Source organism: Rhodobacter sp. P2_H5, assembly GCF_056403335.1.
The window spans coordinates 1-20466 of the sequence record NZ_JBFUFS010000035.1 but is presented as its reverse complement, the minus strand read 5'-3'; the positions used below and the strand labels follow the sequence as shown (position 1 = coordinate 20466).

The 20466-nt window shown below is 65.8% G+C and carries 24 protein-coding genes and 1 other RNA gene; 14 read left to right on the top strand and 11 right to left on the bottom strand.

What is annotated here, in order from left to right:
- Nucleotides 1-39: 39 nt before the first annotated feature.
- The 6 genes from AC1DVR_RS22985 to AC1DVR_RS22960 form a co-directional block, all read right to left on the bottom strand.
- Nucleotides 40-1200, bottom strand: coding sequence for a TFIIB-type zinc ribbon-containing protein (locus AC1DVR_RS22985; RefSeq protein WP_478002955.1), 1161 nt, complete (start codon nucleotides 1198-1200; stop codon nucleotides 40-42).
- A 3-nt stretch (nucleotides 1201-1203) separates the two neighbouring features.
- The gene (locus AC1DVR_RS22980) at nucleotides 1204-2325 is read right to left on the bottom strand and encodes an SPFH domain-containing protein (RefSeq protein ID WP_478002954.1); all 1122 of its coding nucleotides are present in this window, start codon (nucleotides 2323-2325) and stop codon (nucleotides 1204-1206) included.
- Nucleotides 2326-2352: 27 nt separating this feature from the next.
- Nucleotides 2353-3315 carry a DUF2927 domain-containing protein gene (locus tag AC1DVR_RS22975; protein ID WP_478002953.1) on the bottom strand — a complete coding sequence of 321 codons (963 nt, stop codon included), beginning with the start codon at nucleotides 3313-3315 and terminating at the stop codon, nucleotides 2353-2355.
- The gene (locus AC1DVR_RS22970; protein WP_478002952.1) at nucleotides 3315-4517 is read right to left on the bottom strand and encodes a toxic anion resistance protein; all 1203 of its coding nucleotides are present in this window, start codon (nucleotides 4515-4517) and stop codon (nucleotides 3315-3317) included. Before AC1DVR_RS22970 ends, AC1DVR_RS22975 begins: the two co-directional genes overlap by 1 nt.
- Nucleotides 4518-4585: 68 nt before the next feature.
- The gene (locus tag AC1DVR_RS22965) at nucleotides 4586-5461 is read right to left on the bottom strand and encodes a 5-bromo-4-chloroindolyl phosphate hydrolysis family protein (protein WP_478002951.1); all 876 of its coding nucleotides are present in this window, start codon (nucleotides 5459-5461) and stop codon (nucleotides 4586-4588) included.
- 261 nt (nucleotides 5462-5722) lie between these two features.
- Complete coding sequence (locus AC1DVR_RS22960) at nucleotides 5723-6856, bottom strand: pseudouridine synthase (RefSeq protein WP_478002950.1); 1134 nt, start codon at nucleotides 6854-6856, stop codon at nucleotides 5723-5725.
- Between the two features lie 99 nt (nucleotides 6857-6955).
- On the opposite strand from AC1DVR_RS22960, the gene AC1DVR_RS22955 reads away from it, so the two are divergent.
- Both AC1DVR_RS22955 and AC1DVR_RS22950 read left to right on the top strand, forming a co-directional pair.
- A complete protein-coding gene (locus AC1DVR_RS22955; RefSeq protein ID WP_478002956.1) occupies nucleotides 6956-7420 on the top strand; it encodes a nucleoside deaminase in 465 nt (154 codons plus the stop codon).
- 360 nt (nucleotides 7421-7780) lie between these two features.
- Nucleotides 7781-8023 carry a hypothetical protein gene (locus AC1DVR_RS22950; RefSeq protein ID WP_478002949.1) on the top strand — a complete coding sequence of 81 codons (243 nt, stop codon included), beginning with the start codon at nucleotides 7781-7783 and terminating at the stop codon, nucleotides 8021-8023.
- Nucleotides 8024-8025: 2 nt separating this feature from the next.
- Here AC1DVR_RS22950 and AC1DVR_RS22945 read toward each other — a convergent pair whose 3' ends face one another.
- Complete coding sequence (locus AC1DVR_RS22945; protein ID WP_478002948.1) at nucleotides 8026-8712, bottom strand: metal-dependent hydrolase; 687 nt, start codon at nucleotides 8710-8712, stop codon at nucleotides 8026-8028.
- Nucleotides 8713-8950: 238 nt separating this feature from the next.
- Here AC1DVR_RS22945 and gatC point away from each other — a divergent pair, with 238 nt between their 5' ends.
- The 4 genes from gatC to AC1DVR_RS22925 all read left to right on the top strand — a co-directional run bounded on the left by gatC (nucleotide 8951) and on the right by AC1DVR_RS22925 (nucleotide 12274).
- Nucleotides 8951-9238, top strand: coding sequence for an Asp-tRNA(Asn)/Glu-tRNA(Gln) amidotransferase subunit GatC (gene gatC, locus AC1DVR_RS22940; protein ID WP_478002947.1), 288 nt, complete (start codon nucleotides 8951-8953; stop codon nucleotides 9236-9238).
- A complete protein-coding gene (gene gatA / locus AC1DVR_RS22935; protein WP_478002946.1) occupies nucleotides 9238-10725 on the top strand; it encodes an Asp-tRNA(Asn)/Glu-tRNA(Gln) amidotransferase subunit GatA in 1488 nt (495 codons plus the stop codon). Before gatC ends, gatA begins: the two co-directional genes overlap by 1 nt.
- Before the next feature lie 95 nt (nucleotides 10726-10820).
- A complete protein-coding gene (locus tag AC1DVR_RS22930; RefSeq protein WP_478002945.1) occupies nucleotides 10821-11615 on the top strand; it encodes a hypothetical protein in 795 nt (264 codons plus the stop codon).
- Entirely contained in the window at nucleotides 11612-12274 is a 663-nt protein-coding gene (locus tag AC1DVR_RS22925) for an N-acetylmuramoyl-L-alanine amidase (protein WP_478002944.1), read from the top strand. Before AC1DVR_RS22930 ends, AC1DVR_RS22925 begins: the two co-directional genes overlap by 4 nt.
- Nucleotides 12275-12288: 14 nt before the next feature.
- Here AC1DVR_RS22925 and AC1DVR_RS22920 read toward each other — a convergent pair whose 3' ends face one another.
- Nucleotides 12289-12771 carry a DUF2938 domain-containing protein gene (locus tag AC1DVR_RS22920; RefSeq protein ID WP_478002943.1) on the bottom strand — a complete coding sequence of 161 codons (483 nt, stop codon included), beginning with the start codon at nucleotides 12769-12771 and terminating at the stop codon, nucleotides 12289-12291.
- 235 nt (nucleotides 12772-13006) lie between these two features.
- Here AC1DVR_RS22920 and rnpB point away from each other — a divergent pair.
- The 3 genes from rnpB (at nucleotide 13007) to AC1DVR_RS22905 (ending at nucleotide 14480) form a co-directional block, all read left to right on the top strand.
- An RNA gene (gene rnpB, locus AC1DVR_RS22915) (RNase P RNA component class A) lies at nucleotides 13007-13435 on the top strand.
- 115 nt (nucleotides 13436-13550) lie between these two features.
- A complete protein-coding gene (gene rpmG / locus AC1DVR_RS22910) occupies nucleotides 13551-13718 on the top strand; it encodes a 50S ribosomal protein L33 (RefSeq protein ID WP_264492037.1) in 168 nt (55 codons plus the stop codon).
- Nucleotides 13719-13787: 69 nt separating this feature from the next.
- Nucleotides 13788-14480 (top strand): VIT1/CCC1 transporter family protein, encoded by a 693-nt coding sequence (locus tag AC1DVR_RS22905; protein ID WP_478002942.1) that lies wholly within the window; start codon nucleotides 13788-13790, stop codon nucleotides 14478-14480.
- Nucleotides 14481-14576: 96 nt separating this feature from the next.
- On the opposite strand, the gene AC1DVR_RS22900 is transcribed toward AC1DVR_RS22905, so the two are convergent.
- Entirely contained in the window at nucleotides 14577-15350 is a 774-nt protein-coding gene (locus AC1DVR_RS22900; protein ID WP_478002941.1) for a Bax inhibitor-1/YccA family protein, read from the bottom strand.
- 132 nt (nucleotides 15351-15482) lie between these two features.
- Entirely contained in the window at nucleotides 15483-15716 is a 234-nt protein-coding gene (locus AC1DVR_RS22895) for a DUF1127 domain-containing protein (protein ID WP_478002940.1), read from the bottom strand.
- Between the two features lie 125 nt (nucleotides 15717-15841).
- On the opposite strand from AC1DVR_RS22895, the gene AC1DVR_RS22890 reads away from it, so the two are divergent.
- From AC1DVR_RS22890 to AC1DVR_RS22870, 5 genes are all read left to right on the top strand, one after another.
- Entirely contained in the window at nucleotides 15842-16735 is an 894-nt protein-coding gene (locus AC1DVR_RS22890) for a LysR family transcriptional regulator (protein WP_478002939.1), read from the top strand.
- A 427-nt stretch (nucleotides 16736-17162) separates the two neighbouring features.
- Nucleotides 17163-17516 carry a helix-turn-helix domain-containing protein gene (locus AC1DVR_RS22885; RefSeq protein ID WP_478002938.1) on the top strand — a complete coding sequence of 118 codons (354 nt, stop codon included), beginning with the start codon at nucleotides 17163-17165 and terminating at the stop codon, nucleotides 17514-17516.
- A 50-nt stretch (nucleotides 17517-17566) separates the two neighbouring features.
- The gene (locus tag AC1DVR_RS22880; RefSeq protein WP_478002937.1) at nucleotides 17567-18367 is read left to right on the top strand and encodes an inositol monophosphatase family protein; all 801 of its coding nucleotides are present in this window, start codon (nucleotides 17567-17569) and stop codon (nucleotides 18365-18367) included.
- A gap of 136 nt (nucleotides 18368-18503) precedes the next feature.
- Nucleotides 18504-19850 carry an 8-oxoguanine deaminase gene (locus AC1DVR_RS22875; protein WP_478002936.1) on the top strand — a complete coding sequence of 449 codons (1347 nt, stop codon included), beginning with the start codon at nucleotides 18504-18506 and terminating at the stop codon, nucleotides 19848-19850.
- A gap of 12 nt (nucleotides 19851-19862) precedes the next feature.
- Nucleotides 19863-20186 (top strand): ribonuclease E inhibitor RraB, encoded by a 324-nt coding sequence (locus AC1DVR_RS22870; RefSeq protein WP_478002935.1) that lies wholly within the window; start codon nucleotides 19863-19865, stop codon nucleotides 20184-20186.
- Nucleotides 20187-20231: 45 nt separating this feature from the next.
- Here the strand turns inward: AC1DVR_RS22870 and AC1DVR_RS22865 are convergent.
- Nucleotides 20232-20466, bottom strand: a 235-nt coding sequence (locus AC1DVR_RS22865; RefSeq protein ID WP_477999283.1) for a transposase, incomplete at its 5' end; no start/stop codon positions are given.

The following is a 20466-nucleotide window of genomic DNA, read 5'->3' as shown; positions in this document are numbered from 1 at the left end:
GAGGGCAAGGGAGTAGGGGGCGGTGCGCAGGGGGGCGGGTCAGCCGCCGTTTCTCGCCTTTTGGTAGAAGTAGAAGACCACGCCGGCGACCACGGCGGCGGCGATTGTGGCGAAGGCGATTTTCCAGACGCTCCACGGGCGTTCGCCCTGCACCTCGCCGGTCTGGCCGTTGACGAGGAAGCGGTAGCTTTTGCCGTTGTATTTGTAAGCGGCCATCCAGACCGGCAGCAGGATGTGCTTGAAGGTCTCGGCCGCATAGCTGGTGTCGATCGCATCGACCCTTTGCTCATCGCCGCCGATGTCCTGGCGCACATCCTGATAGATCACCCGGGCCATCTTGTCCTTGGCGGTCTCATGGCCATCGGCCAGCGCCACGGTATAGCCCTCGGCCTGGAAACCGGCGAGGTAGTCGGGCGTATAGGGTTCCAGCCGCGAAAGATCCCAGGGCTCCAGCCCATCGGCGAGATGGACCGGCAGGGCGGTGGCGGCAATGGTCAGCACATCGTCGAAATCGCGGGCGACGGTGCCCGAGGCGGGATACCAGCGGGTCTTCTGCACCTGTTCCTGGCGCTGTTCGTTGCGGCCGTTCACGTTGACGGTGACGGTGCGGGTCTCGTAGTAATGGATGCCCTTGGCGCCGCGGTAGCGGCTGGTGGTTTCGGCATCGAAGGTCCAGTAGGGCACGTAGATGCCGTTCAGCTGCCGCCCGGCGCGGGTGAATTCCAAGAGCCGGTTCGGCGCGAACCACAGGCTGCCGAGCCAGGAAATCAGGGCCTTGCGCGCTGTGCCCTCATCCAGCGCGAAGGGCACGAGAGCCTGCGGCTTGATCTTGCGCTCCGATCCGGTGTCGATCACCACGGGCGAGGCGCAGAACGGGCATTCGGTGGCATGGGCGGCGCCCTGAAACTCCACCACGGCGCCGCAGTTCGGGCATTTGGTCGAACGGACCTCGGCACTGGCGCTGGCGGGCAGATCGTCCGACAGGCCCTGCGACAGGGGATGTTCCTGGAAGGCCTTGGCCTTGGCGGCCTTGGCAGGCCTGGCCCAGGGGCCGGCAGAGGGATCTGCCGGGCCGCCGGGGGTGATGACCTGTTCAAAGCCGCAATGGTCGCATTTCAGGACCGTCTGGCCCGGAGCATAGCGCAGTTCGGCCCCGCATTGCTGGCAGGGCCAGCGGTGTTCCTCGCTGACGCCGGCCATGCGTTATTGCCCCGGGGCCGGGGGCGGCGGCGGCGGGACCATGGCGAAGATCCTGGCAAGCTCGGTCTCGCCGGCGGCTTTCCAGCCGTCCTGCCCGGCGGTCCAGACCATCGAGGCCCGCGACAGCGCGCCCGAGGCGGCCATGGCGACCAGATCGGCCTCGCCGTAAGGGCCCTTGGTCGCGCCGTTTTCGGCCAGATGCCATTGCCTTGCGGCGGGCGGCGGCGGCGGCGGGGCCGCCGCAGGGGCGGCCGCGGCCGGCATGGCGCCCCAGGGCCCGGCCTGCGCGCCCATGTTCACGCCCATCCCGGCACCCATGCCCGCGCCGATGGCAGCCCCCATCGTGGCCCCCATGGCGGAACCGGGCTGCGCCAGCCCTTCGGCCGCGTTGAACTGCATGTATTTGTTCAGATCCCCGGCGATCCCCATCGATGTTCGCTTGTCGAGCACCTTTTCCACCTCGTCGGGCAGCGAGATGTTCTCGATGTAGAACTCCGGCAGGGCCAGGCCATAGGCCGCCACCGTGGGGGCAATCGCGGCGTTTACCAGCTTGGCCAGATCCATCGTGTTGGCGGCCATGTCCAGCACCGGAATGCCGGATTTGGCCAGGGCCTGGCTCATCTGCTGGACGATCACGTTGCGGATCTGGATCGAGATTTCGTCCGAGGTGAACTCGCCATCGGTGCCCACCACCTCTTTCATGAAGAGGCCCGGATCGGTCACCCGCATCGCATAGGTGCCAAAGGCGCGGATGCGGACCGGGCCGAACTCCGGGTCGCGGCACATGATCGGGTTCTGCGTGCCCCATTTGAGGTTGTTGAACCGGGTCGTGTTGACGAAATAGATCTCGCATTTGAAGGGCGACTGGAAGCCGTGGTCCCAGTGCTGCAGGGTCGTCATGATCGGCATGTTGTTGGTCTGCAGCTCGTACAGGCCGGGGCCGAAGACATCGGCCAGCTGCCCCTCGTTGATGAAGACCGCGGCCTGCCCCTCGCGCACCGTCAGCTTCGCGCCGTATTTGATCGCATTGTCGCGGCGTTCAAAGCGCCAGACCATCGTGTCGCGGGTGTCATCGGTCCAGGAGATGACATCGATGAACTCGCCCTTGAGAAATCCGAAAACCATGGCTTACCTCCTCCGCAGCGTTGCGGCTTAACCTTCTCCGCCCATCAGGCGGCTTGCAAGGGATTGGACGATGGGGCGCGCCTCGGCTTCGGTCATGCCGGGGCGCAGCGCGGGGTCGTAAAGGATGCGCAGCATCAGCTCGTCCTGCTTGGTCAGCAAGGCAAACTCCTGATCGTCGTTGAAGATCGAGGGCCGGGCGGCGTTGCTGTCATTGGGCAGGCCAAGCGCCTGGGCCAGTTCCTCGTGGATGCAGGCCAGGCGCATCAGGTCCGGGTGTTCGGACGGGATCACCGCCACGGCGCGGGAATAGGTCGAGGTCGCCTCGTTGGCCTGGGTCAGCACCTGGCAATAGGTCGTCTCGTCCATATGGGTCACCGAATCGATCTGTCCCTCGGTCAGGCCCGGCATCTCGGCCGCGATCACCGGCGCCATCGCGGCGCGTTCATCGACCGTGGCGATATGGACCCAGAAGTTCGGGCTGTCGTTCGACAAGACGATCGGATGCCCGCTGACCCGCGCCAGCCGCGCGAAATAAGAGGCGACGCGGGCGCGGTCGGCGGCGACCTGTGATGCCGGCACAGCCGGGCCGAACAGGACCGCGACCCGGATCGGCACCGTCCAGCGTTGCAGCGGGATCGGCGCCCCGCTGCGCCGCATCGAGATCTGGCCGCCGGAATATTCTTCGTGCATCGCGATCATCAGGAAGTTTTCGGTCAGGTTGCGGTCGGTGAAGGGCGCGTCATAGGGCGCCATCTCGGTGCGCAGCAGGCCTTCGGACAGAAGGGCCGTCTGGACCCGCAGGTAGTGCGCCTTCAGGGCCAGACTGGCCGGAGATTCGGGCTGCGGCGGCACCACGACCGGGGCAGGCGCGGGTGCTGGCTCCGGCACGGGGGGCGGAGGCGGCGGCGTGCAGCCGCCCAGCACCAGCGCCGCCGCAACAGCGGCGCCGAGAAAATCCCGTCTGACCTTGAACCCCACCCCTTGCCGCATCAGCCTTGCACTGCGCCCCCGATGTTGTCGCCCGAGCCGGTGGCCTTGGCATGGGCCGCCGACAAGGTGTCACGCAGGGCGCCCTCCATCTTGATCAGCTCGGCCTCCGCCGCCGCCCGCTTGGCCTTGCCCTCGTCGGCGATGGCGAGGCTTTCCTCGATCGTGGCGATCAGGGTGGCGTTGGCCGATTGCACCGCCTCGATGTCGAAGACGCCGCGCTCCATCTCGGTGCGGACGATCTTGTTGCTTTCCTGCAGGTTCTTGGCATTGGCGGTCAGAAGTTCGTTGGTCAGGTCATTGGCGCCCTTGATCGCCTCCGCCGCCTCACGCGAACGCTGGATGGTCACGGCCTGCGCCAGCTGGGTCTCCCACAGCGGCACGGTGTTCATCAGGGTCGAGTTGATCTTGCCGACCAGCGACTTGTCATTCTCCTGAACCAGCCGGATCGAGGGCAGCGACTGCATCGTCACCTGACGGGTCAGCTGCAGGTCATAGACCCGGCGTTCCAGATCGTCGCGCGCGGCGCGCATGTCGCGCAGGATCTGCGCCTGCTTGACCTGATCATCGGGCGCTGCCGCCTTGACCGCCGCATCCAGCGCCGGGATCGTCGTGGCATCCAGATCCTTCAACTTGGCCTGACCCGCCGCGATATAAAGCCCCAACTCGTCGTAAAAGGTCAGGGTCTTGCCATAGAGCAGGTCCAGGGCCTTGATATCCTTCAAAAGCATCGTCTCGTGCATCAGAAGGTTGTCGGTGATCTTGTCGATCTGGCCCTGCACCTCTTCATAGCGCGCCATGAAATGCGCGAGCGGAGCAGCCGCCCCGGTCAGCTTTTCCCACCAGCTGCGCTCGCGCCCGGCGTCCAGCTCGCTGCCCGAGAATCCGCGGATGGTCGAGACGATGTCCGACAGCGCCTGACCCGCAGGCCCCACGTCCTTGTTGCGCACCCCGGTCAGCATTTCCTGGCTGATGACCTGCAATTCGCTTTGCGCACCGGCTCCGAAAGAGATGATCGACTGGGTGTTGGCCATGTCGATCTCGGCCATGCGCCGGGTGATCGCCTCGGCCTGCGGCGGGCTTGCGGCCTCCAGCGGCACGATGGCGGTCGAGGGTTCGGGCATGATCGCGGCCGTGACCTTTTGCACTTCGGCCAGGGCGGTGGCGGCGGCAGCGGCGGTGGAATTTGCGGCGGGTTCGGTCATTTTGGCCTCACTCTGGGAAGGAATTGGGGGAAAAGTCAGGATCGGATCGGCGTCTTCAGGGCAGGGTCCTAGCCTTCCAGCTTCAGCCGGTCGCGCAGGACGCCGATTTCGACATCAAGGCTGGTGTGGTCGTTGGACAAAAGCGCCTTTGTCCGGCTGGCGAAATTGGTCTCGAGGTCGGTCAGAAGCGCGTCGTAATCGGCCCGGGCGGTGGCTGATCGGCTGTTGCCATAGACATCGGCGAACTTCACCGTCGCATCACGCGCGCTCATGAGGTAAACCGACATGTACTTGCGGGCCGAGGTCAGATCGCCCGGGTCATTCTCGACCTGGCGGAACAGGCTGCGGGCGGTCTGGGCGAAATGGTCGACCTTGACCTCCAGAGCGCCGTCATTGGCGCGCAGGATGGCGTCCTTCATCTGGGCGAGGAAACCCTCGCCCTCGGTCACGGCGCGGGCGACGCGGTCGGTCTGGAAGGCATCGACCCCCTCCATCCCCTTGGCGCGCATCGGGTCAAGGCCAAAGCTGCCAAGGTGCAAGGCCGCGCCGATCATGCCAAGCGCCAGAAGCGCATAGCTGTTCGCCTCCCACAGCGCCGCGCCGGTCATCAGCCCGGCCCCGGTCAGCGCCGCGCCGAACAGCTTGCGCGGAATGGCCGGGCGGCGGGCGATCTTGCGGGCGTCAAAGGCCGCATGGGCCTTGACCCCCTCCCGCGTCAGCCAAGCCGCCAGAATGAGCAGCGCCCCGGCGCCAAGCCCTGAGAAAAGCGCGGCGGTGGAGCCAGAGAAAGCCTTGATCAGAAACGGAAAAGCCAGCAGGAACGCCAGATTGGCCCGCAGCATGGCCCCGCCCGGCGGCGGCGCGGTCTGGATCACGACCGGCTCCGATCCCTCCCCGGCACTGCCTTGGTTGGGCGAGTATTTTCCGACAACCCGCCGCGCCATCAGCGGCCTCCGCCAAAGGCGACATAGAGCGTCAGCCCGAAAAGCAGGACGAAAGCCAGGGTCTGAAGCGCTTTGGCCGACATGGGTCAGGCTCCACCGGAAGGAAAACTCACACCGAAGTATAGGCGAGGGCAGGGGGGCTGGCTATAGTCAGCCCCCCAGATTGATTGGGAAAATACCGCAATATTCCCCGCAACCGCCCCCTTGCGCAAAACCCCGCCGGGACAGGTCGTGCGGCGGCCGGGATCGGCGTGGCAGAGGTCAGCCCGGTCGACGCGGCCGCGCCGGGCGCGGGCCGTCGGATTTCGGACCCTCACCGCGCGGCGCACCCTTGGGGCCGGGCTTTGCCGCATAGGGCTTTGCCGCAAAGGGCTTGCCGTCGGCAAAGGGCTTGTCCCCGCGCGGCTTTGGCGCCTCGGCGTCGCGCCCTTCGGGACGCGGTTTGCCGCGCACCGGACCGTGGCTGACCGACCGCGGCACCCCACCGGGACCCCGCGGCGCGCCCTTCGGACTCGGCTTCTGCGGCACTTCTTCCTCGGCCATCGGGTCCAGACCCAACTGGTCGCGCAAGACCCGCGGCTTGACCTCTTCCACCTGACCCTCGGTCAGATCGCCCAAGCGGAAGGGGCCATAGCTGACCCGGATCAGCCGGTTCACATACAGATCCAAAGCATTCAAAGCCCGGCGGATCTCGCGGTTCTTGCCCTCGCGCAAGCCGATCGTCAGCCAGGCATTCGCCCCCTGGATCCGGTCCAGCACCACCGACATCGGCTGAAACCGCTCGCCATCCACAACGATGCCCTTGCGCAAGGGCTCCAGATCCGGATCGGTCGGGTTGCCGTTGATCCTGACCCGGTATTTCCTGAGCCAGCCGGTCGAGGGCAGCTCCAGCCGCCGCTTCAACTCGCCATCGTTCGTCAGCAGCAACAGCCCTTCCGAGTTCAGGTCGAGCCGCCCGACCGACATGACCCGCGGCAATTCCGGCGGCAGGTTGTCAAAGACCGTGGCACGGCCCTTCTCGTCCGATTCCGACGTCACCAGCCCCTCGGGCTTGTAATAAAGCCACAGCCGCGCCGGTTCCGCCGCCGCCACCGGCTTGCCACCGACGGTGATCTTGTCGCGCGCGGTCACGTTCAGCGCCGGCGAGGTGATCACCTTGCCATTCACCGCCACTTCGCCAATCTCGATCAGCCGCTCCGCCTCCCGGCGCGAGGCGATCCCGGCGCGCGACAGGACCTTGGCAATCCGGTCGCCCTCGGGTGCGGTGCTGGCGGCCTCGGCGGGTTTCGCAGAATTGGGTTTTGCAGCCCCGGGCTTCGCAGCATGGGGCCGCGGCGCCTTCGGCGGCTGATAGGGCTTGGCAGAATTGTCGGGAGGGGTTGTCTTTTCGGCCATCACGGGCATCCTTCATACGGGAATTCGCCCAAATGCGGGCGGGTGGCGCGCGTCCTGCGGGCCAAGGCTTCCCATAGGCACCGGGGCGACAAGATGCAAATGAATTTCCGGTCCTTCATGGAGGAGGCCCTCACCGAGGCCCGCGCCGCAGGCGAACGCGGCGAAGTCCCGGTCGGCGCCGTCGTCGTGCAAGGCACCCAGATCATCGCCCGCGCCGGCAACCGCACGCGCGAGCTGTCCGACCCGACGGCCCATGCCGAAATCCTCGCGCTGCGCACGGCCTGCGCCACGCTCGGCTCCGAGCGCCTGATCGACCACGACCTCTATGTCACGCTGGAACCCTGCCCGATGTGCGCGGCCGCCATCTCCGCCGCCCGCATCGCCCGCCTCTATTACGGCGCCTCGGACCCGAAATCCGGCGGCATCGAACAAGGCCCGCGCATCTTCAGCCACCCGCAATGCCATCATGTGCCAGAGGTCTACGACGGCATCGCCGCCACCACCTCCGCCACGCTCCTGCGCGACTTCTTCGCCCAAAAGCGCGACGCCGGACCTTCCTTCTGATTTTTCGCAGAAAAATCGTCCCCCCCCCTCCGATTTTTCTGCGAAAAATCGTCCGCATCCCGATTTTTCTGCGAAAAATCTTCCCACCGCCCTTAAATACCGTTTTGCGAATTTCAAGAGCCGTGCTATCCGGTCCGCGTCCAACACGCCAAACAGGGAGGGACGAACATGACTGTATATGCATTCGCCCATAACTGCGGCCTGACTGGACTGGGCTCGTTTCGACGCTCGTAAGGCTTTGGCCTGACCGTCTGACCCGACCCTGACTGCCTCATAGGCATTCCCTCACCGCAAACCGTCCTTCCCCAGACGCCCCTATTCCGTCTGCGGTCCGGACTCCATTCACAGGAGCGCGCTGCCATGAGCAGCCCGAACATCATGATGACGTTGAACGATTCCAAAGACTTGCCTCTGCCAAGCCTGCAGGCGCTGATTGCGCGCCATGGCGTGCTGGCGGTAGGCTTTGCCTATCTGCGGGCCGCGATCACGCGGCGCAAGCACCCCCCGGACCGGCCGGTGACCGATCTGAGTGATCATATCCTGCGCGATATCGGTCTGCGCCCGCGCCCGTCCCGCAGCGCGGGACGGGGCTGGGATTTCTAAGGCTAGAGCGTGATCGGGTCCATCACTTCGGGCTCGATCACGTTCACCCCCGGCAGTCCCGCCTTCAGCACATCGGCGTTCTGCGCCAGCACCGGGAAGGTGCGATAGTGGCAGGGGATCACGGTCTTGAAGTTGAAATAGCGCTTGGCGGCATAGGCCGCCCGCGCCATGTCCATCGTGTAATGCCCGCCCGCCGACAGGATGCCGATGTCGGGTTTGTGGTAGTCGCCCATCCAGTCCATGTCGGCCATGATGTCGGTATCGCCCGAGAGGTAAATCACATGCCCCTCACCCGCGATCATGAAGCCGCCTTCCGAGCCGACCGAGCCCGTCGCCCCCTCGGCCGAGGAGGAATGGCAGGCATTGACCAGCGTCACCTTGGCGCCGCCGCAGTCGATCGTCCCACCCTTGTTGAATCCGATGACCTCGACCCCCTGACTTCCCGCAAGGAAGGTCATCAGGTCATAGATCCCGGCAATCGCCACGCCCTTCTCCTTGGCAATCGCACAGGCATCGCCGGTGTGGTCGCCATGGCCATGGGTCAAGAGGATATGGGTGACGCCCGCGATGGCCTTGTCGCGCATCAGGGCGGGAAACATCGGATTGCCGGTCAGCCAGGGGTCGATCAGCAGAACCGCTTTTTCGATTTCGATGCGAAAGCCGGAATGGCCAAGCCAGGTGATCTTCATGCGCGTCTCCCCGCGTCTGAGTGTCTTTGCCCGATTGATATGGCCCGCCCCGGCCCCATTGCAATGAAAACACCACCCGCTGCCGAAAAGCCGGGCCAACGCGCCCTCGCATGTCCGAGGACGGGGCAGGGGATGCCGCCTTGCACGCCACCCCTTCTTGCGCCCCGCCCCGCCCGCCGCTAAACGGAGGGCCGACGTTTCACGGCCCATCCCGCCCCGACCAACCACGGAGACCCCCATGTCGATCGACATCGCGACCGCGCGCAAGGTGGCCAAACTCGCCCGGATCCGGGTCGAGGAGGCCGATCTGCCGAAACTGGCCGAGCAGCTTTCCGGCATCCTGGGCTTCATGGAGCAGCTGAACGAGGTGAACGTGGACGGGATCGAGCCGATGGTCTCGGTCACGCCGATGCGCCTGAAGCGGCGGATCGACGTGGTGACGGATGGCAATATCCAGGAACAGATCCTGAAGAACGCGCCCGATGCGCGCGAGGGCTTCTTTGCGGTGCCGAAGGTGGTGGAATAATGACGAACCCGAACGAACTGACCATCTCTGCCGCCCGCGATGCGCTGCGCTCTGGCGCGCTTTCGGCGGTGGACCTGACCATGGCCTGCCTGACCGCGATCGACGCCGGCGACGCGCTGAACGCCTTCGTGCACAAGACGCCGGAAATCGCGCTGGAGCAGGCGCGGGCGGCGGATGTCCGGCTGAAGGCGGGCGAGGCGCCCGACCTCTGCGGCATCCCCCTTGGCATCAAGGACCTCTTCTGCACCAAGGGCGTGCCCTCGCAGGCCGCCTCCAACATCCTGGCGGGCTTCAAACCGGAATACGAATCCACCGTGACGGCCAAGCTGTTCGGCGCCGGTGCCGTCATGCTGGGCAAACTCAACATGGACGAATTTGCCATGGGCTCGTCGAACGAGACCTCGGCCTATGGCAATGTCGTCAGCCCCTGGCGGCGCGGCAATGACACCACGGCGCTGACCCCGGGCGGATCGTCCGGCGGGTCGGCCGCCGCCGTGGCCGCCGACCTTTGCCTTGGCGCCACCGGCACCGACACCGGCGGCTCGATCCGCCAGCCCGCCGCCTTCACCGGCATCACCGGGATCAAGCCGACCTATGGCCGTGTCTCGCGCTGGGGCATCGTGGCCTTCGCCTCCTCGCTCGACCAGGCCGGGCCGATGACCAAATCGGTCCGCGACGCCGCGATCTTCCTGTCCGCCATGGCGGGCCACGACCCGAAGGATTCGACCTCCGCCGACCTTCTGGTGCCCGATTTCGAAGCCGCCCTGACCGGCGACATCCGCGGCAAGAAGATCGGCATTCCCAAGGAATACCGGATGGACGGCATGCCGGCCGAGATCGAAAAGCTCTGGGCCGATGGCGTGGCGATGATGAAGGATGCGGGCGCCGAGATCGTCGATATCTCGCTGCCCCATACCAAATATGCGCTGCCCGCCTATTACGTCATCGCCCCGGCCGAGGCGTCCAGTAACCTCGCCCGCTATGACGGCGTGCGCTACGGCCACCGCGCCAAGCTCGCCGCCGGCGACGGCATCACCGAGATGTATGAAAAGACCCGCGCCGAAGGCTTCGGCCCCGAGGTGCAGCGCCGGATCATGGTCGGCACCTATGTCCTCTCGGCGGGCTTTTACGACGCCTATTACAACCGCGCCCGCAAGGTCCGCGCCCTGATCAAGCGCGATTTTGAGACGGCCTTCGAGGCCGGGATCGACGCGATCCTGACCCCGGCCACGCCCTCCAGCGCCTTTGGCCTGGGCGAGATGGCCAATGCTGATCCGGTCGAGATGTATCTCAACGATGTCTTCACCGTGACGGTCAACCTCGCCGGGCTTCCCGGCATCTCGGTCCCGGTCGGCACGGATTCAAAGGGCCTGCCGCTTGGGCTTCAGCTGATCGGACGGCCCTGGGATGAGGCGGGATTGCTCAATCACGCCTATGTTCTGGAACGTGCGGCGGGCTTTGTTTCCAAGCCTGCGAAATGGTGGTAAGGCCTGCCAAAAGCAGTCAGTCGGGGCAAGAAACGATGCGCGCAGCGTATGTGGGAATGATGTTTGTGGCGGGTCTTTCGGCCTGCGGGCCCAGCGTGCCTGACTCCGGTCCGGGTGGCGTGCAGGATTACAACTCCTATCTGCAAACCCATTCGCAGGGGGGCACCGGCTCCGGCATGCCGGCCGCCTCCGACATGCCAGCCCCGTCGCAGGGCTTTTCCACCGAAGGCGCCGCCGCCGCGATCGCCGCCGCCGAAGGCGGCACGGCGACGCCAACCGGGCCGCAAACCGGCGCCCTGATCGGCTCCGGCGCCACTCCGGGCGCGCCCCTGGACCCGACCGGTCAGCTTGGCACCGCGGGCCAGACTTCCAACAACGGCCAGACCGCCGGCACCGCCACCAGCCCCTCGGCCATGCCGCCGATCAACGCAAATGCCTGCGCCGGACGCGGCAATGCCTTTGCCGGCATCGCCGAAACCACGTCAGAGATGAACTACGCCAGCGGCGGCGTCTCGGATGAACAGGACTTCAACGCCGTCAAATCGCGCGAATCCATCGCCTCCGATGCCCAGCGGATCGAGTGCAACCGCGAGCAATATGTCGTGGTCCAGCCCGGCGCCCTGCCGACGCGCTCCGGCGCCGAGGGCCCGAACATCGCGGAATTTGCGCTGCAGACCACCAACCCGCCCGGCGTGAAGCTTTACTCCCGCCCGCCCTTCTACCTGACCAACCCGGAAAAGGCCTGCGCCGCCTTCGCCTCGCCCGACCTCGCGCAACAGGCCTTCCTCGCCGCGGGCGGCCCGCAAAAGGACCGCAAGGCGCTTGATCCCGATGGCGACGGCTTTGCCTGCTCCTGGGACCCGCGCCCCTTCCGCAACGCCAAGAAGTGAGCGTTTCGCCCAACCACGGCATCCGGCGCGGCGGGCTGACCCCGCGCCTGATCGTGCTGCATTACACCGGCATGCCCAGCCTCGCCGAGGCGCGCGACCGGCTTTGTGACCCGTTCCACGAGGTTTCCGCCCATTGGCTCCTGGATCTGGATGGCCGGGCCGAGGCCCTGGTGGACGAAGACCGGCGCGCCTGGCATGCCGGGCAGGGCGCCTGGGGCGGCATCACCGATGTCAACTCCGCCTCGATCGGGATCGAGATCCAGAACCCCGGCCACATGCCCTTCCCCGAACCGCAGATGGCCGGGCTGGAGGCGCTTCTGACCGCGATCATGGCGCGCTGGACCATCCCGGCTTCGGGGGTGATCGCCCATTCCGACATGGCGCCGACCCGCAAATCCGACCCCGGCCCGCATTTCGACTGGCGGCGTCTGGCGCTCGGCGGCTTGTCAATCTGGCCGCAAGCCAATGACTCCAAGGCCGAGGGCCTGAACAGCTTTGTCCCCTCCGCCCGCGCCTTCGGCTACCCCGAGGCGGATGAGGCGACGCTGCTCCACGCCTTCCGCCTACGCTTTCGCCCCTGGGCGAAAGGCCCGCTGGATGCGGTGGATTCTGCGCTGGCCGCCGATCTTGCCGCGCGGTTTCCGGCGGCTTCGGCCTGATCAGAAGCCCCTGATCAGAAACCTTTGATCAGCAAAGCCGACAGGTAAAGCCCAAGGCCAAAGACCACATGCGCCGCAAGGCCCAGAAGCCGCGCCTTGGTCGGGTTGGGCGTCTTGCTGGCCGCCATGCCCGCGCCCATGCCCGGCGCCATCAGGAACCAGCCTGCCGCGATGGTGATCACGCCGACGAACAGCGCTGGCCCCAGCGTCGGCGCCATGGCCCAGCCCATGCCCCAGATCGCAAGCAGGGCCGCCGCATATAGCACGCCGATCGCGTAATGCCCGACCCAGCCAAGCAGCGTCTCGTTCGGGATCGGCTCGGCGCGGGAGATGTCGTCATGCCAGACCTTGCCGCCCGCCACATGACCAAACCAGCGCCCGCCCAGCGTCCAGCTTGGCCGCGGCAGGCCAAAGGCCAGATGCAGCCCCAATCCCCAAAGGTCAAAGAGCGCCGTGGCGCCGATGCCGATGAACAGGCTGCGTGTGATGAACTCCACCGGATTCTCCCCTGGCTGTGGCCGCGCGCACCGTGGCGCGGACGGCGGGCAAAGGCAAGCTTGCGGCGGCGTGAAATTCTGAACAAAAGGTTAATGAAACTTCGCAAGGCTTTGGAGACACAGGATTTCACCTCGATTGCACGCGTGCAATCTCTCGGCCTCCGCTCCCCCCCCAGACCTCCCAGCTGACCGCCCCATTGACGGCGCGGTAGCTTGGCCCTATGCCCCACCTCGCGCGGATGGCTGGATGACCGCGGGGGGCGACCCTCGAGGAAAGTCCGGACTCCATGAAGTAAGGGTGCCGGGTAACGCCCGGCGGGGGCAACCCCAGGGAAAGCGCCACAGAGAAGAGTCTGCCGTGGCGGGTCAGGTTTACCTGATCCACCAGCCACGGTGAGGGTGAAACGGTGGGGTAAGAGCCCACCACGGACCGGGCAACCGGGACGGTATGGCAAGCCCCACCCGGAGCAATGCCGAATAGGGGCCTCGCGCGGATAGGTCCGGATCTCCACCTGGAAACGGGTGCCGGATACCTCCGCGGGGACACTTCAGCCCAGGGGCCCGGGTTGGCAGCTTGACCGCCCTGGTAACAGGAGCGGCAGAGGAATGGTCATCCAGGGGCGCAAGCCCCGGACAGAATCCGGCTTACAGGCCATCCGCGCATTTTTCCTGCTGTAATCGACCGGATGCCGTTGACTCTGCCGTCCCCATGGGTAAAAGGCGGGCTCAAGGATTTTTGGCGGGGCTGCTCAGGCTTCCCCGATGCAGGAGAGACGACTATGGCCAAACCGGCGACGATCAAGATCCGTCTGAACTCGACGGCTGGCACCGGGCACTTCTACGTGACGAAGAAGAACGCCCGTACCATGACCGAAAAGATGACGGTCAACAAATATGACCCCGTCAAGCGGGAGCATGTCGAATACAAGGAAGGCAAGATCAAGTAAGATCTGCCAACCGGATGTACGGTCAAGCCGCGCCCCTTCGGGCGCGGTTTTGCTTTTGGAGGTCGGCCCATGGAACGCAATCACCGCGAGGAACACTATATCGCCCGGGTCGGCTGGCTTCGGGCCGCGGTTCTGGGGGCGAATGACGGAATCATCTCCACCGCCTCGCTGATCATGGGGGTGGCGGCCGCCTCGGGCCGGGCCGAAGTGATGGTGGCGGGGGCGGCGGGGCTTGCCGCCGGGGCCCTGGCGATGGCGGCAGGGGAATATGTCTCGGTCTCCTCCCAGGCCGATACCGAAGGCGCCGACATCGCGCGCGAGCGGGCCGAGATCGCCGCCGATCCGGCGGAAGAACTCCGCGCTCTGGCCGGGATCTACGAGGACCGCGGGCTGGAGCCGGCGCTGGCCCTGCAGGTCGCCACCGCGCTGCACGCCAAGGACCCGCTCGCCGCCCATGTCCGCGACGAACTCGGCCTCTTTGAACACAACGAGGCGAATCCTCTGGTCGCTGCTGCCGCCTCGGCCGCGACCTTCGCCACCGGGGCGGCGTTGCCGCTGGCGGCAGCAGCGCTGGTGCCCGAGGCGCAGATCACGCTCTGGGTCACGGTGCTGTCGCTGGCCTTCCTGGCGCTCCTCGGGGCCGTGGGGGCCAGGGCGGGCGGGTCCTCGATGCTGCGCGGGGTGCTGCGGGTGACGTTCTGGGGCGCCGTGGCGATGGGGGTGACGGCGCTGGTCGGCAAGATCTTTGGCGCGGTGGTCTGAAGCGCGGCAGTCTGAAGCGCGGTGGTCTGACAGGCCCGCGCCATAGCAAAAGGGCCGGGGAAATCCCCGGCCCTTTGTCATTCCGATCGCGGCAGCTTAGCGGCGGTCGCCCATGAACTGCAGCAGGAAGGTGAACATGTTGATGAAGTCGAGGTAGAGCTGCAGAGCGCCCATGGTCGCCGACTTCGCCATCCACTCTTCATTGCCAGCGCGGGCGTTGGCGACGTAGTTGGTCTTGATGGTCTGGGTGTCATAGACCGTCAGGCCCGCGAACAACAGCACGCCGACGAAGGACACCGCGAAGGCCAGAGCCGGCGAGCCGAGGAAGATGTTCACGACCGAGGCCACGATCAGACCGATCACGCCCATCATCAGGAACGAACCCATGCCCGACAGGTTCCGCTTGGTCGTGTAGCCGTAAAGGCTCAGACCCGCGAAGGCGGCCGAGGTGGCGAGGAAGGTCGAGGCGATCGAGGCGCCGGTGTAGATCAGGAAGATCGACGACAGCGACACGCCCATCGCCACGCCGAAAGCGTAGAAGTACAGCTGCACCGCAGCCGACGACATCCGCGGCACCAGGGCCGAGAAACCGAAGACCATGGCGAGCGGGGCGAGGAAAGCCACCCACTTCAGCGGCGACAGGTACAGCGCCTGACCAAAGGCGGTCAGATACTCACCCCCGCTGATCGCCACGGCGTTGACGCCGGGGTCGGTGGTCACGGCCAGCCCGGAAATCGCCCAGGCGGCAAGTGCCGTCACGAGCATGCCCACGGACATCGTGCCGTAAACCTTGTTCATATGCGCGCGCAGGCCCTCGTCGATGGCAAGGCCGGCGGTGGCGCCGAAAGTACGCGTCTGGAAGTCAGCCATGAAAGCCTCCGTTGTCTGGCAGGCCGGTTTTCGCCCGGCACTTGCAAGGAATATCGGCATTGCGGTGCCGCAGTTCAAGGATTTCATGGAACAAAAGCCGCGATCCCGGCTTTTTGATCGCTTTGCCTGTCGTCAGTCGCGTTCGAGCCAGCCCGAAGGGGCATCCCAGAGCGGCCGCAGCGCCTCGCGCCGGGCCTGATCCGGGGTCAGGCCAATGTCGGACAGCAGATGCGCATCCAGCGCGCCAAGGTCGCGGCGGCTCTTGCGCAGGCTCAGGGCCCGGCCCAGGCTGCTCAGAAGCCTGTGCAGGGACAGCGATGTGGCGCGGCGCGCCGGGAGGGACAGCGGGGCAGGGGAGCGCGACATGATTTCGCCTTTCATAACGGATTGTGATGTGATTCGATGGCGCATCATCGGACTTGATCCTTGTCGCAGATTCTGGCACAACACTGAAATGAATGATTGTGGCTCTATATATCAGGATTTGTGATGTGGCGCGCAACCTCGACCTGACCGCCCTGCGTTCCTTCGTGGCCATCGCCGATGCCGGCGGGGTGACGCGGGCCGCGGGTTTTCTGAACCTGACGCAATCGGCGGTCTCGATGCAGATCCGCCGGCTGGAGGACAGCCTCGGGGTCGAACTTCTCGATCGCTCGGCGCGCAAGGTGGTGCCGACGGCGGCGGGCGAGCACATGCTCAGCTATGCGCGGCGGATGCTGTCCTTGAACGACGAGGTCTATGGCCTGCTGACCAAGGCGCAGTTTGAAGGCGAGCTCACCCTCGGCGTGCCGCATGACATCGTCTATCCGGCGATCCCGCAGGTTCTGCAACGCTTTGCGATGGATTTTCCCAAGGTGAAGGTGCGGCTTCTGTCCTCGTTCACCCGGGTGCTGAAGGCGCAGTTCGCGCGCGGCGAATGCGATCTGATCGTGACGACCGAGGATGGCGTGGACCCCGAGGGCGAGACGCTGGCCGAATTGCAGCTGATCTGGGTCGGCGCGCCCGGCGGGCAGGCCTGGCGGCAAAGACCGCTGCCCCTGGCCTACGAACAGCGCTGCATTTTCCGCCAGGGCGTGCAGGAAAGGCTCGATGCCGCCGGGGTGCCCTGGGTGCTGACGGTGGACAGCGACAACACCCGCACCGTGGAAGCCACGGTCAGCGCCGACCTCGCCGTTCATACCGTGCTGGAAGGCTCCGAACCGCGCCACGTCGAGCGGATCAACCACGGCGGCTGCCTGCCCGACCTCGCCCGGATGAAGATCAACCTCTATACCTCGACCGCCGCGCGCAACCCGAGCGTGGCCGCTTTGGCCGCGCTGATCCGCAGCGCCTATGCCGGAAAAGTGCAGCGCCAACCCCAGCCGGAGAGCGTCGCGGCGCTCTGACCGCGCCGCCGCGAGGCAGGGCTGACACGTTGAGGTTGTGCGCTTCCGGAGGCGTCTGAGGCGCCCGACTGGGTGCTTTCCAGACCTTGCCGTGAAAAAGGCGTTAAATTGCCACGGGTTCTTCAGGAAAGCCGCGGAATCGGGCCGCAGATTGCAATTTGCGACAGATTCTGCGGCGGAGTTTTGCAAATTGCATAGCTTTTTGCGAAACCCGCTTAGCGCGAGTTCGCCCCCGCGAAAAACCGCTACCGGCGATTTAGACATGTTGGCGTTGTATTCTTGTTCGTTTGTATAATTGAACCTGACTAAAGGACAGGTTCTTTGGTCTACATACGAGTTTTGCGTTTTTTTTCTGGGGGCCGTTAAACTTTGGCACACTTCTTGCTTATACTCTGGTGGGGACGGTACCACGTGTTAGGAGATTACGATGAAGCACCCAGTTGATGCACATGTCGGCAAGCGAATTCGCCATCGGCGCTGGATGGTGGGGATGACCCAACAACAGCTTGCCGAAAAGGTCGGGATCAAATTCCAACAAGTCCAAAAATATGAAACCGGCATGAACCGGGTCTCGGCCTCGCGTCTCTGGGATATTGCCGACACGCTCGGGGTGTCGATCAGCTTCTTCTTCGAAGGCCTCGCAGGCGGGGAAGCGCCGGCCAGCGCCGACATGATGGGCGACAAGGAGGCTGCCGAACTGGTGCGCTCCTACTACGCCATTCCCGAAGCGCAGCGCCGTCGTCTGTTCGATCTGGCCCGGGTCCTGTCCGAGGCTGCTTGACCAAAGCCTGAGCCCCCTGTAGCGCCAGAGGCGTGGGACAGGAGGGCATCATGGCCGAGATCAGCCGCGAACTGGCAACCGAACTGATGGATGTGGCCGATGCGCTGGCCGACGCAGCGCGCGCGGCCACGCTCCTGCACTTCCGCAGCGCCGGCCTGTCGGCCGACAACAAGGAAGAAACGCATTTCGACCCGGTCACGGTCGCGGACCGGCTGTCCGAGCAAAGGATGCGCGAGATCCTGGCAGTGCGTCGTCCCCACGACGGCATTCTGGGAGAGGAATATGGCACATCGGCGGGGACTTCGGGCCTGACCTGGGTTCTCGACCCGATTGACGGCACCCGCAGCTATCTGGCGGGCACGCCCACCTGGGGCGTGCTGATCGCCGTTTCGGATGCCAAGGGCCCGATCTACGGCCTGATCGACCAGCCCTTCATCGGCGAACGCTTTCACGGCGGCTTTGGCCGCGCCGAGGTCCATGGTCCGCAGGGCCAGCGCCCGCTCAAGACCCGCCCGGCCCGCCCCCTGTCGCAGGCCCTGCTGTTCACCACTTTCCCCGAGGTCGGTACGCCGGCGCAGGGCGCCGCCTTCAACCGCGTCAAGGCGCAGGCCCGGCTGACCCGCTATGGCACCGACTGCTACGCCTATGCGCTGATCGCCGCCGGCCAGATCGACCTCGTGATCGAGGCGGGCCTCAAGGCCTATGACGTTCAGGGCCCGATCGCGGTGATCGAGGCCGCCGGCGGCATCGTCACCGACTGGCAGGGCAATCCCTGCCCGATGGGGGGCGAGGTTCTCGCCGCCGCCAATGCCGAGATTCACGCCGAAGCCATGGCTTTGCTGAACGGTTGAAACAGTTTCGCGCCGTTTCCCGGTAATTCGCCCCTTGATGCGCGGCCGGTCAATTGGCTAGATGACAAGACTGCGCGAGTCCTTGCCCCTTCTGTCGCGCGGCGGACCCTACACCGAAGGGAGTGGAGGGGTCATCATGTCCAAAATTTCCGGCGAAGTCCTGATCCGCAAGGCGGATACCATCGTCACGATGGACGCGGGGCGGCGCGAATTGCACGGCGCTGACCTTCTGCTGCGCGGGGGCACGGTCGTGGCGCTGGGGCAGGGCCTGACCACCACCGGCCGCGTGGTCGAGGCGCAGGGCTGCGTCGTCACCCCGGGCCTCGTGAACACCCACCATCACCTCTACCAGACCCTGACCCGCGCCGTGCCGGGCGGCCAGGATGCGCTGCTCTTCGGCTGGCTGAAGACGCTCTACCCAATCTGGGCGCGTTTCGGCCCGGAGGAGATCTTCACCTCGACCCAGGCCGGTCTGGCGGAACTCGCGCTCTCGGGCTGCACCCTGACCTCCGACCACCTCTATCTCTTTCCCAACGGCGCAAGGCTTGACGATTCCATCGCCGCCGCCGCCGAGGTCGGACTGCGCTTCCACCCGACCCGCGGCGCCATGAGCATCGGCGAAAGTCAGGGTGGCCTGCCGCCGGATTCCGTGGTGGAATCCGAAGCCGCGATCCTGCGCGACATGATCCGTCTGGTTGATGCTCATCACGACGCTGCCGAGGGGTCGATGCTGCGGGTCGGTCTCGCCCCCTGTTCGCCCTTCTCGGTCAGCCGGGACCTCATGCGCGACACCGCCCTTCTGGCCCGCGACAAGCGGGTGATGCTGCACACCCATCTGGCCGAGAATGACGAGGATATCGCCTATTCGGTCGCCCATTTCGGCTGCCGCCCCGGCCAATATGCCGAGGATCTCGGCTGGACCGGCCCCGATGTCTGGCACGCCCATTGCGTCAAGCTCGACCCCTCCGAGATCGCGCTTTTCGCCCGCACCGGCACCGGCGTCGCCCATTGCCCCTGTTCGAACTGCCGCCTCGGCTCGGGCGTGGCGCCGGTCCGCGCGATGCGCGACGCCGGGGTCAAGGTCGGGCTCGGCGTCGACGGTTCGGCCAGCAACGACGCGGGCAACCTGGTGGCCGAGGCGCGGCAGGCGATGCTCTTGCAACGCGTGATGCGCGGCGCCGACGCGATGAGCCCGCGCGAGGCGCTGGAGATCGCCACGCTGGGCGGCGCGAAAGTCCTCGGCCGATCGGATTGCGGCGCGCTGGCGCCGGGGATGCGGGCGGATCTGGCGATCTGGGACGTCTCGGGTGTGGAAAGCGCCGGCTCCTGGGACCCGGCGGCGCTTCTGCTTGCCGGTCCGACCCGGGTGCGCGACCTGTTTGTCGAGGGCCGCCAGATCGTCGGAGATGGCCAGATGCTGACCCTCGATCTGCCCCGCGTGATCGAGCGGCAAAACCATCTGGCCCGCCGCCTGATGGCGTGATAAAGCCCGCCGATGCGCCATAATTTCGAAGCCCAACGCCGCGAGACCTTCAACACCTTTCGGGACATGCCGAAGGGCATGAAAAAGCTGCCCGAGCGGGCCGATGTCGACTTCCTCTTCTACCCCGAGGAGCACGACGCCAATTACCCCGCCGTGATGAAGGCGCTGACCGCCAAGGGTTTCCGCTGCTCGCGCGACGAAGAGCTCGTCGTGGCCAGCGTGGCCGATATCCCGATCACGCCCGAAGCGATCTGGACCCATGAGCGCGTCGCGACCGAAGTGGCGCTGTCCTTCGATTTCTATCCCGACGGCTGGGACCTCGGCCTCGACGGCTGAGCCCGGTCCCGTGCGGCGCTACGATTTTTCTGCGAAGGGTCTTGACTAGGAGAGCGGGTTTTCGCGGCAGATTTTGAGCAGGATCCTGGTCAGGTTCTTGCCGCGATTGTTGTATCTGAACTCGCATTCCTTGAGGTGCAAGGGGAAGGTTTTGGGGCTTAGGCCGCGGAAGCGGGCGAGGCGGGTTTTGGCGTAGCCCCAGAAGGCCTCGATGCCGTTGATATGGACCTCGCCACGGGCGAATTCGTCGCGACCGTGGTCGACGCGGACATGGGCATAG

What these genes read in the sequence shown, in the direction of transcription:
- AC1DVR_RS22985 (WP_478002955.1), bottom strand. Translation starts at nt 1,200, where the DNA reads ATGGCCGGCGTCAGCGAGGAACACCGCTGGCCCTGCCAGCAATGCGGG.
- AC1DVR_RS22980 (WP_478002954.1), bottom strand. Translation starts at nt 2,325, where the DNA reads ATGGTTTTCGGATTTCTCAAGGGCGAGTTCATCGATGTCATCTCCTGG.
- AC1DVR_RS22975 (WP_478002953.1), bottom strand. Translation starts at nt 3,315, where the DNA reads ATGCGGCAAGGGGTGGGGTTCAAGGTCAGACGGGATTTTCTCGGCGCC.
- AC1DVR_RS22970 (WP_478002952.1), bottom strand. Translation starts at nt 4,517, where the DNA reads ATGACCGAACCCGCCGCAAATTCCACCGCCGCTGCCGCCGCCACCGCC.
- AC1DVR_RS22965 (WP_478002951.1), bottom strand. Translation starts at nt 5,461, where the DNA reads ATGGCGCGGCGGGTTGTCGGAAAATACTCGCCCAACCAAGGCAGTGCC.
- AC1DVR_RS22960 (WP_478002950.1), bottom strand. Translation starts at nt 6,856, where the DNA reads ATGGCCGAAAAGACAACCCCTCCCGACAATTCTGCCAAGCCCTATCAG.
- AC1DVR_RS22955 (WP_478002956.1), top strand. Translation starts at nt 6,956, where the DNA reads ATGAATTTCCGGTCCTTCATGGAGGAGGCCCTCACCGAGGCCCGCGCC.
- AC1DVR_RS22950 (WP_478002949.1), top strand. Translation starts at nt 7,781, where the DNA reads ATGAGCAGCCCGAACATCATGATGACGTTGAACGATTCCAAAGACTTG.
- AC1DVR_RS22945 (WP_478002948.1), bottom strand. Translation starts at nt 8,712, where the DNA reads ATGAAGATCACCTGGCTTGGCCATTCCGGCTTTCGCATCGAAATCGAA.
- gatC (WP_478002947.1), top strand. Translation starts at nt 8,951, where the DNA reads ATGTCGATCGACATCGCGACCGCGCGCAAGGTGGCCAAACTCGCCCGG.
- gatA (WP_478002946.1), top strand. Translation starts at nt 9,238, where the DNA reads ATGACGAACCCGAACGAACTGACCATCTCTGCCGCCCGCGATGCGCTG.
- rpmG (WP_264492037.1), top strand. Translation starts at nt 13,551, where the DNA reads ATGGCCAAACCGGCGACGATCAAGATCCGTCTGAACTCGACGGCTGGC.
- AC1DVR_RS22905 (WP_478002942.1), top strand. Translation starts at nt 13,788, where the DNA reads ATGGAACGCAATCACCGCGAGGAACACTATATCGCCCGGGTCGGCTGG.
- AC1DVR_RS22900 (WP_478002941.1), bottom strand. Translation starts at nt 15,350, where the DNA reads ATGGCTGACTTCCAGACGCGTACTTTCGGCGCCACCGCCGGCCTTGCC.
- AC1DVR_RS22895 (WP_478002940.1), bottom strand. Translation starts at nt 15,716, where the DNA reads ATGTCGCGCTCCCCTGCCCCGCTGTCCCTCCCGGCGCGCCGCGCCACA.
- AC1DVR_RS22885 (WP_478002938.1), top strand. Translation starts at nt 17,163, where the DNA reads ATGAAGCACCCAGTTGATGCACATGTCGGCAAGCGAATTCGCCATCGG.
- AC1DVR_RS22880 (WP_478002937.1), top strand. Translation starts at nt 17,567, where the DNA reads ATGGCCGAGATCAGCCGCGAACTGGCAACCGAACTGATGGATGTGGCC.
- AC1DVR_RS22875 (WP_478002936.1), top strand. Translation starts at nt 18,504, where the DNA reads ATGTCCAAAATTTCCGGCGAAGTCCTGATCCGCAAGGCGGATACCATC.
- AC1DVR_RS22870 (WP_478002935.1), top strand. Translation starts at nt 19,863, where the DNA reads ATGCGCCATAATTTCGAAGCCCAACGCCGCGAGACCTTCAACACCTTT.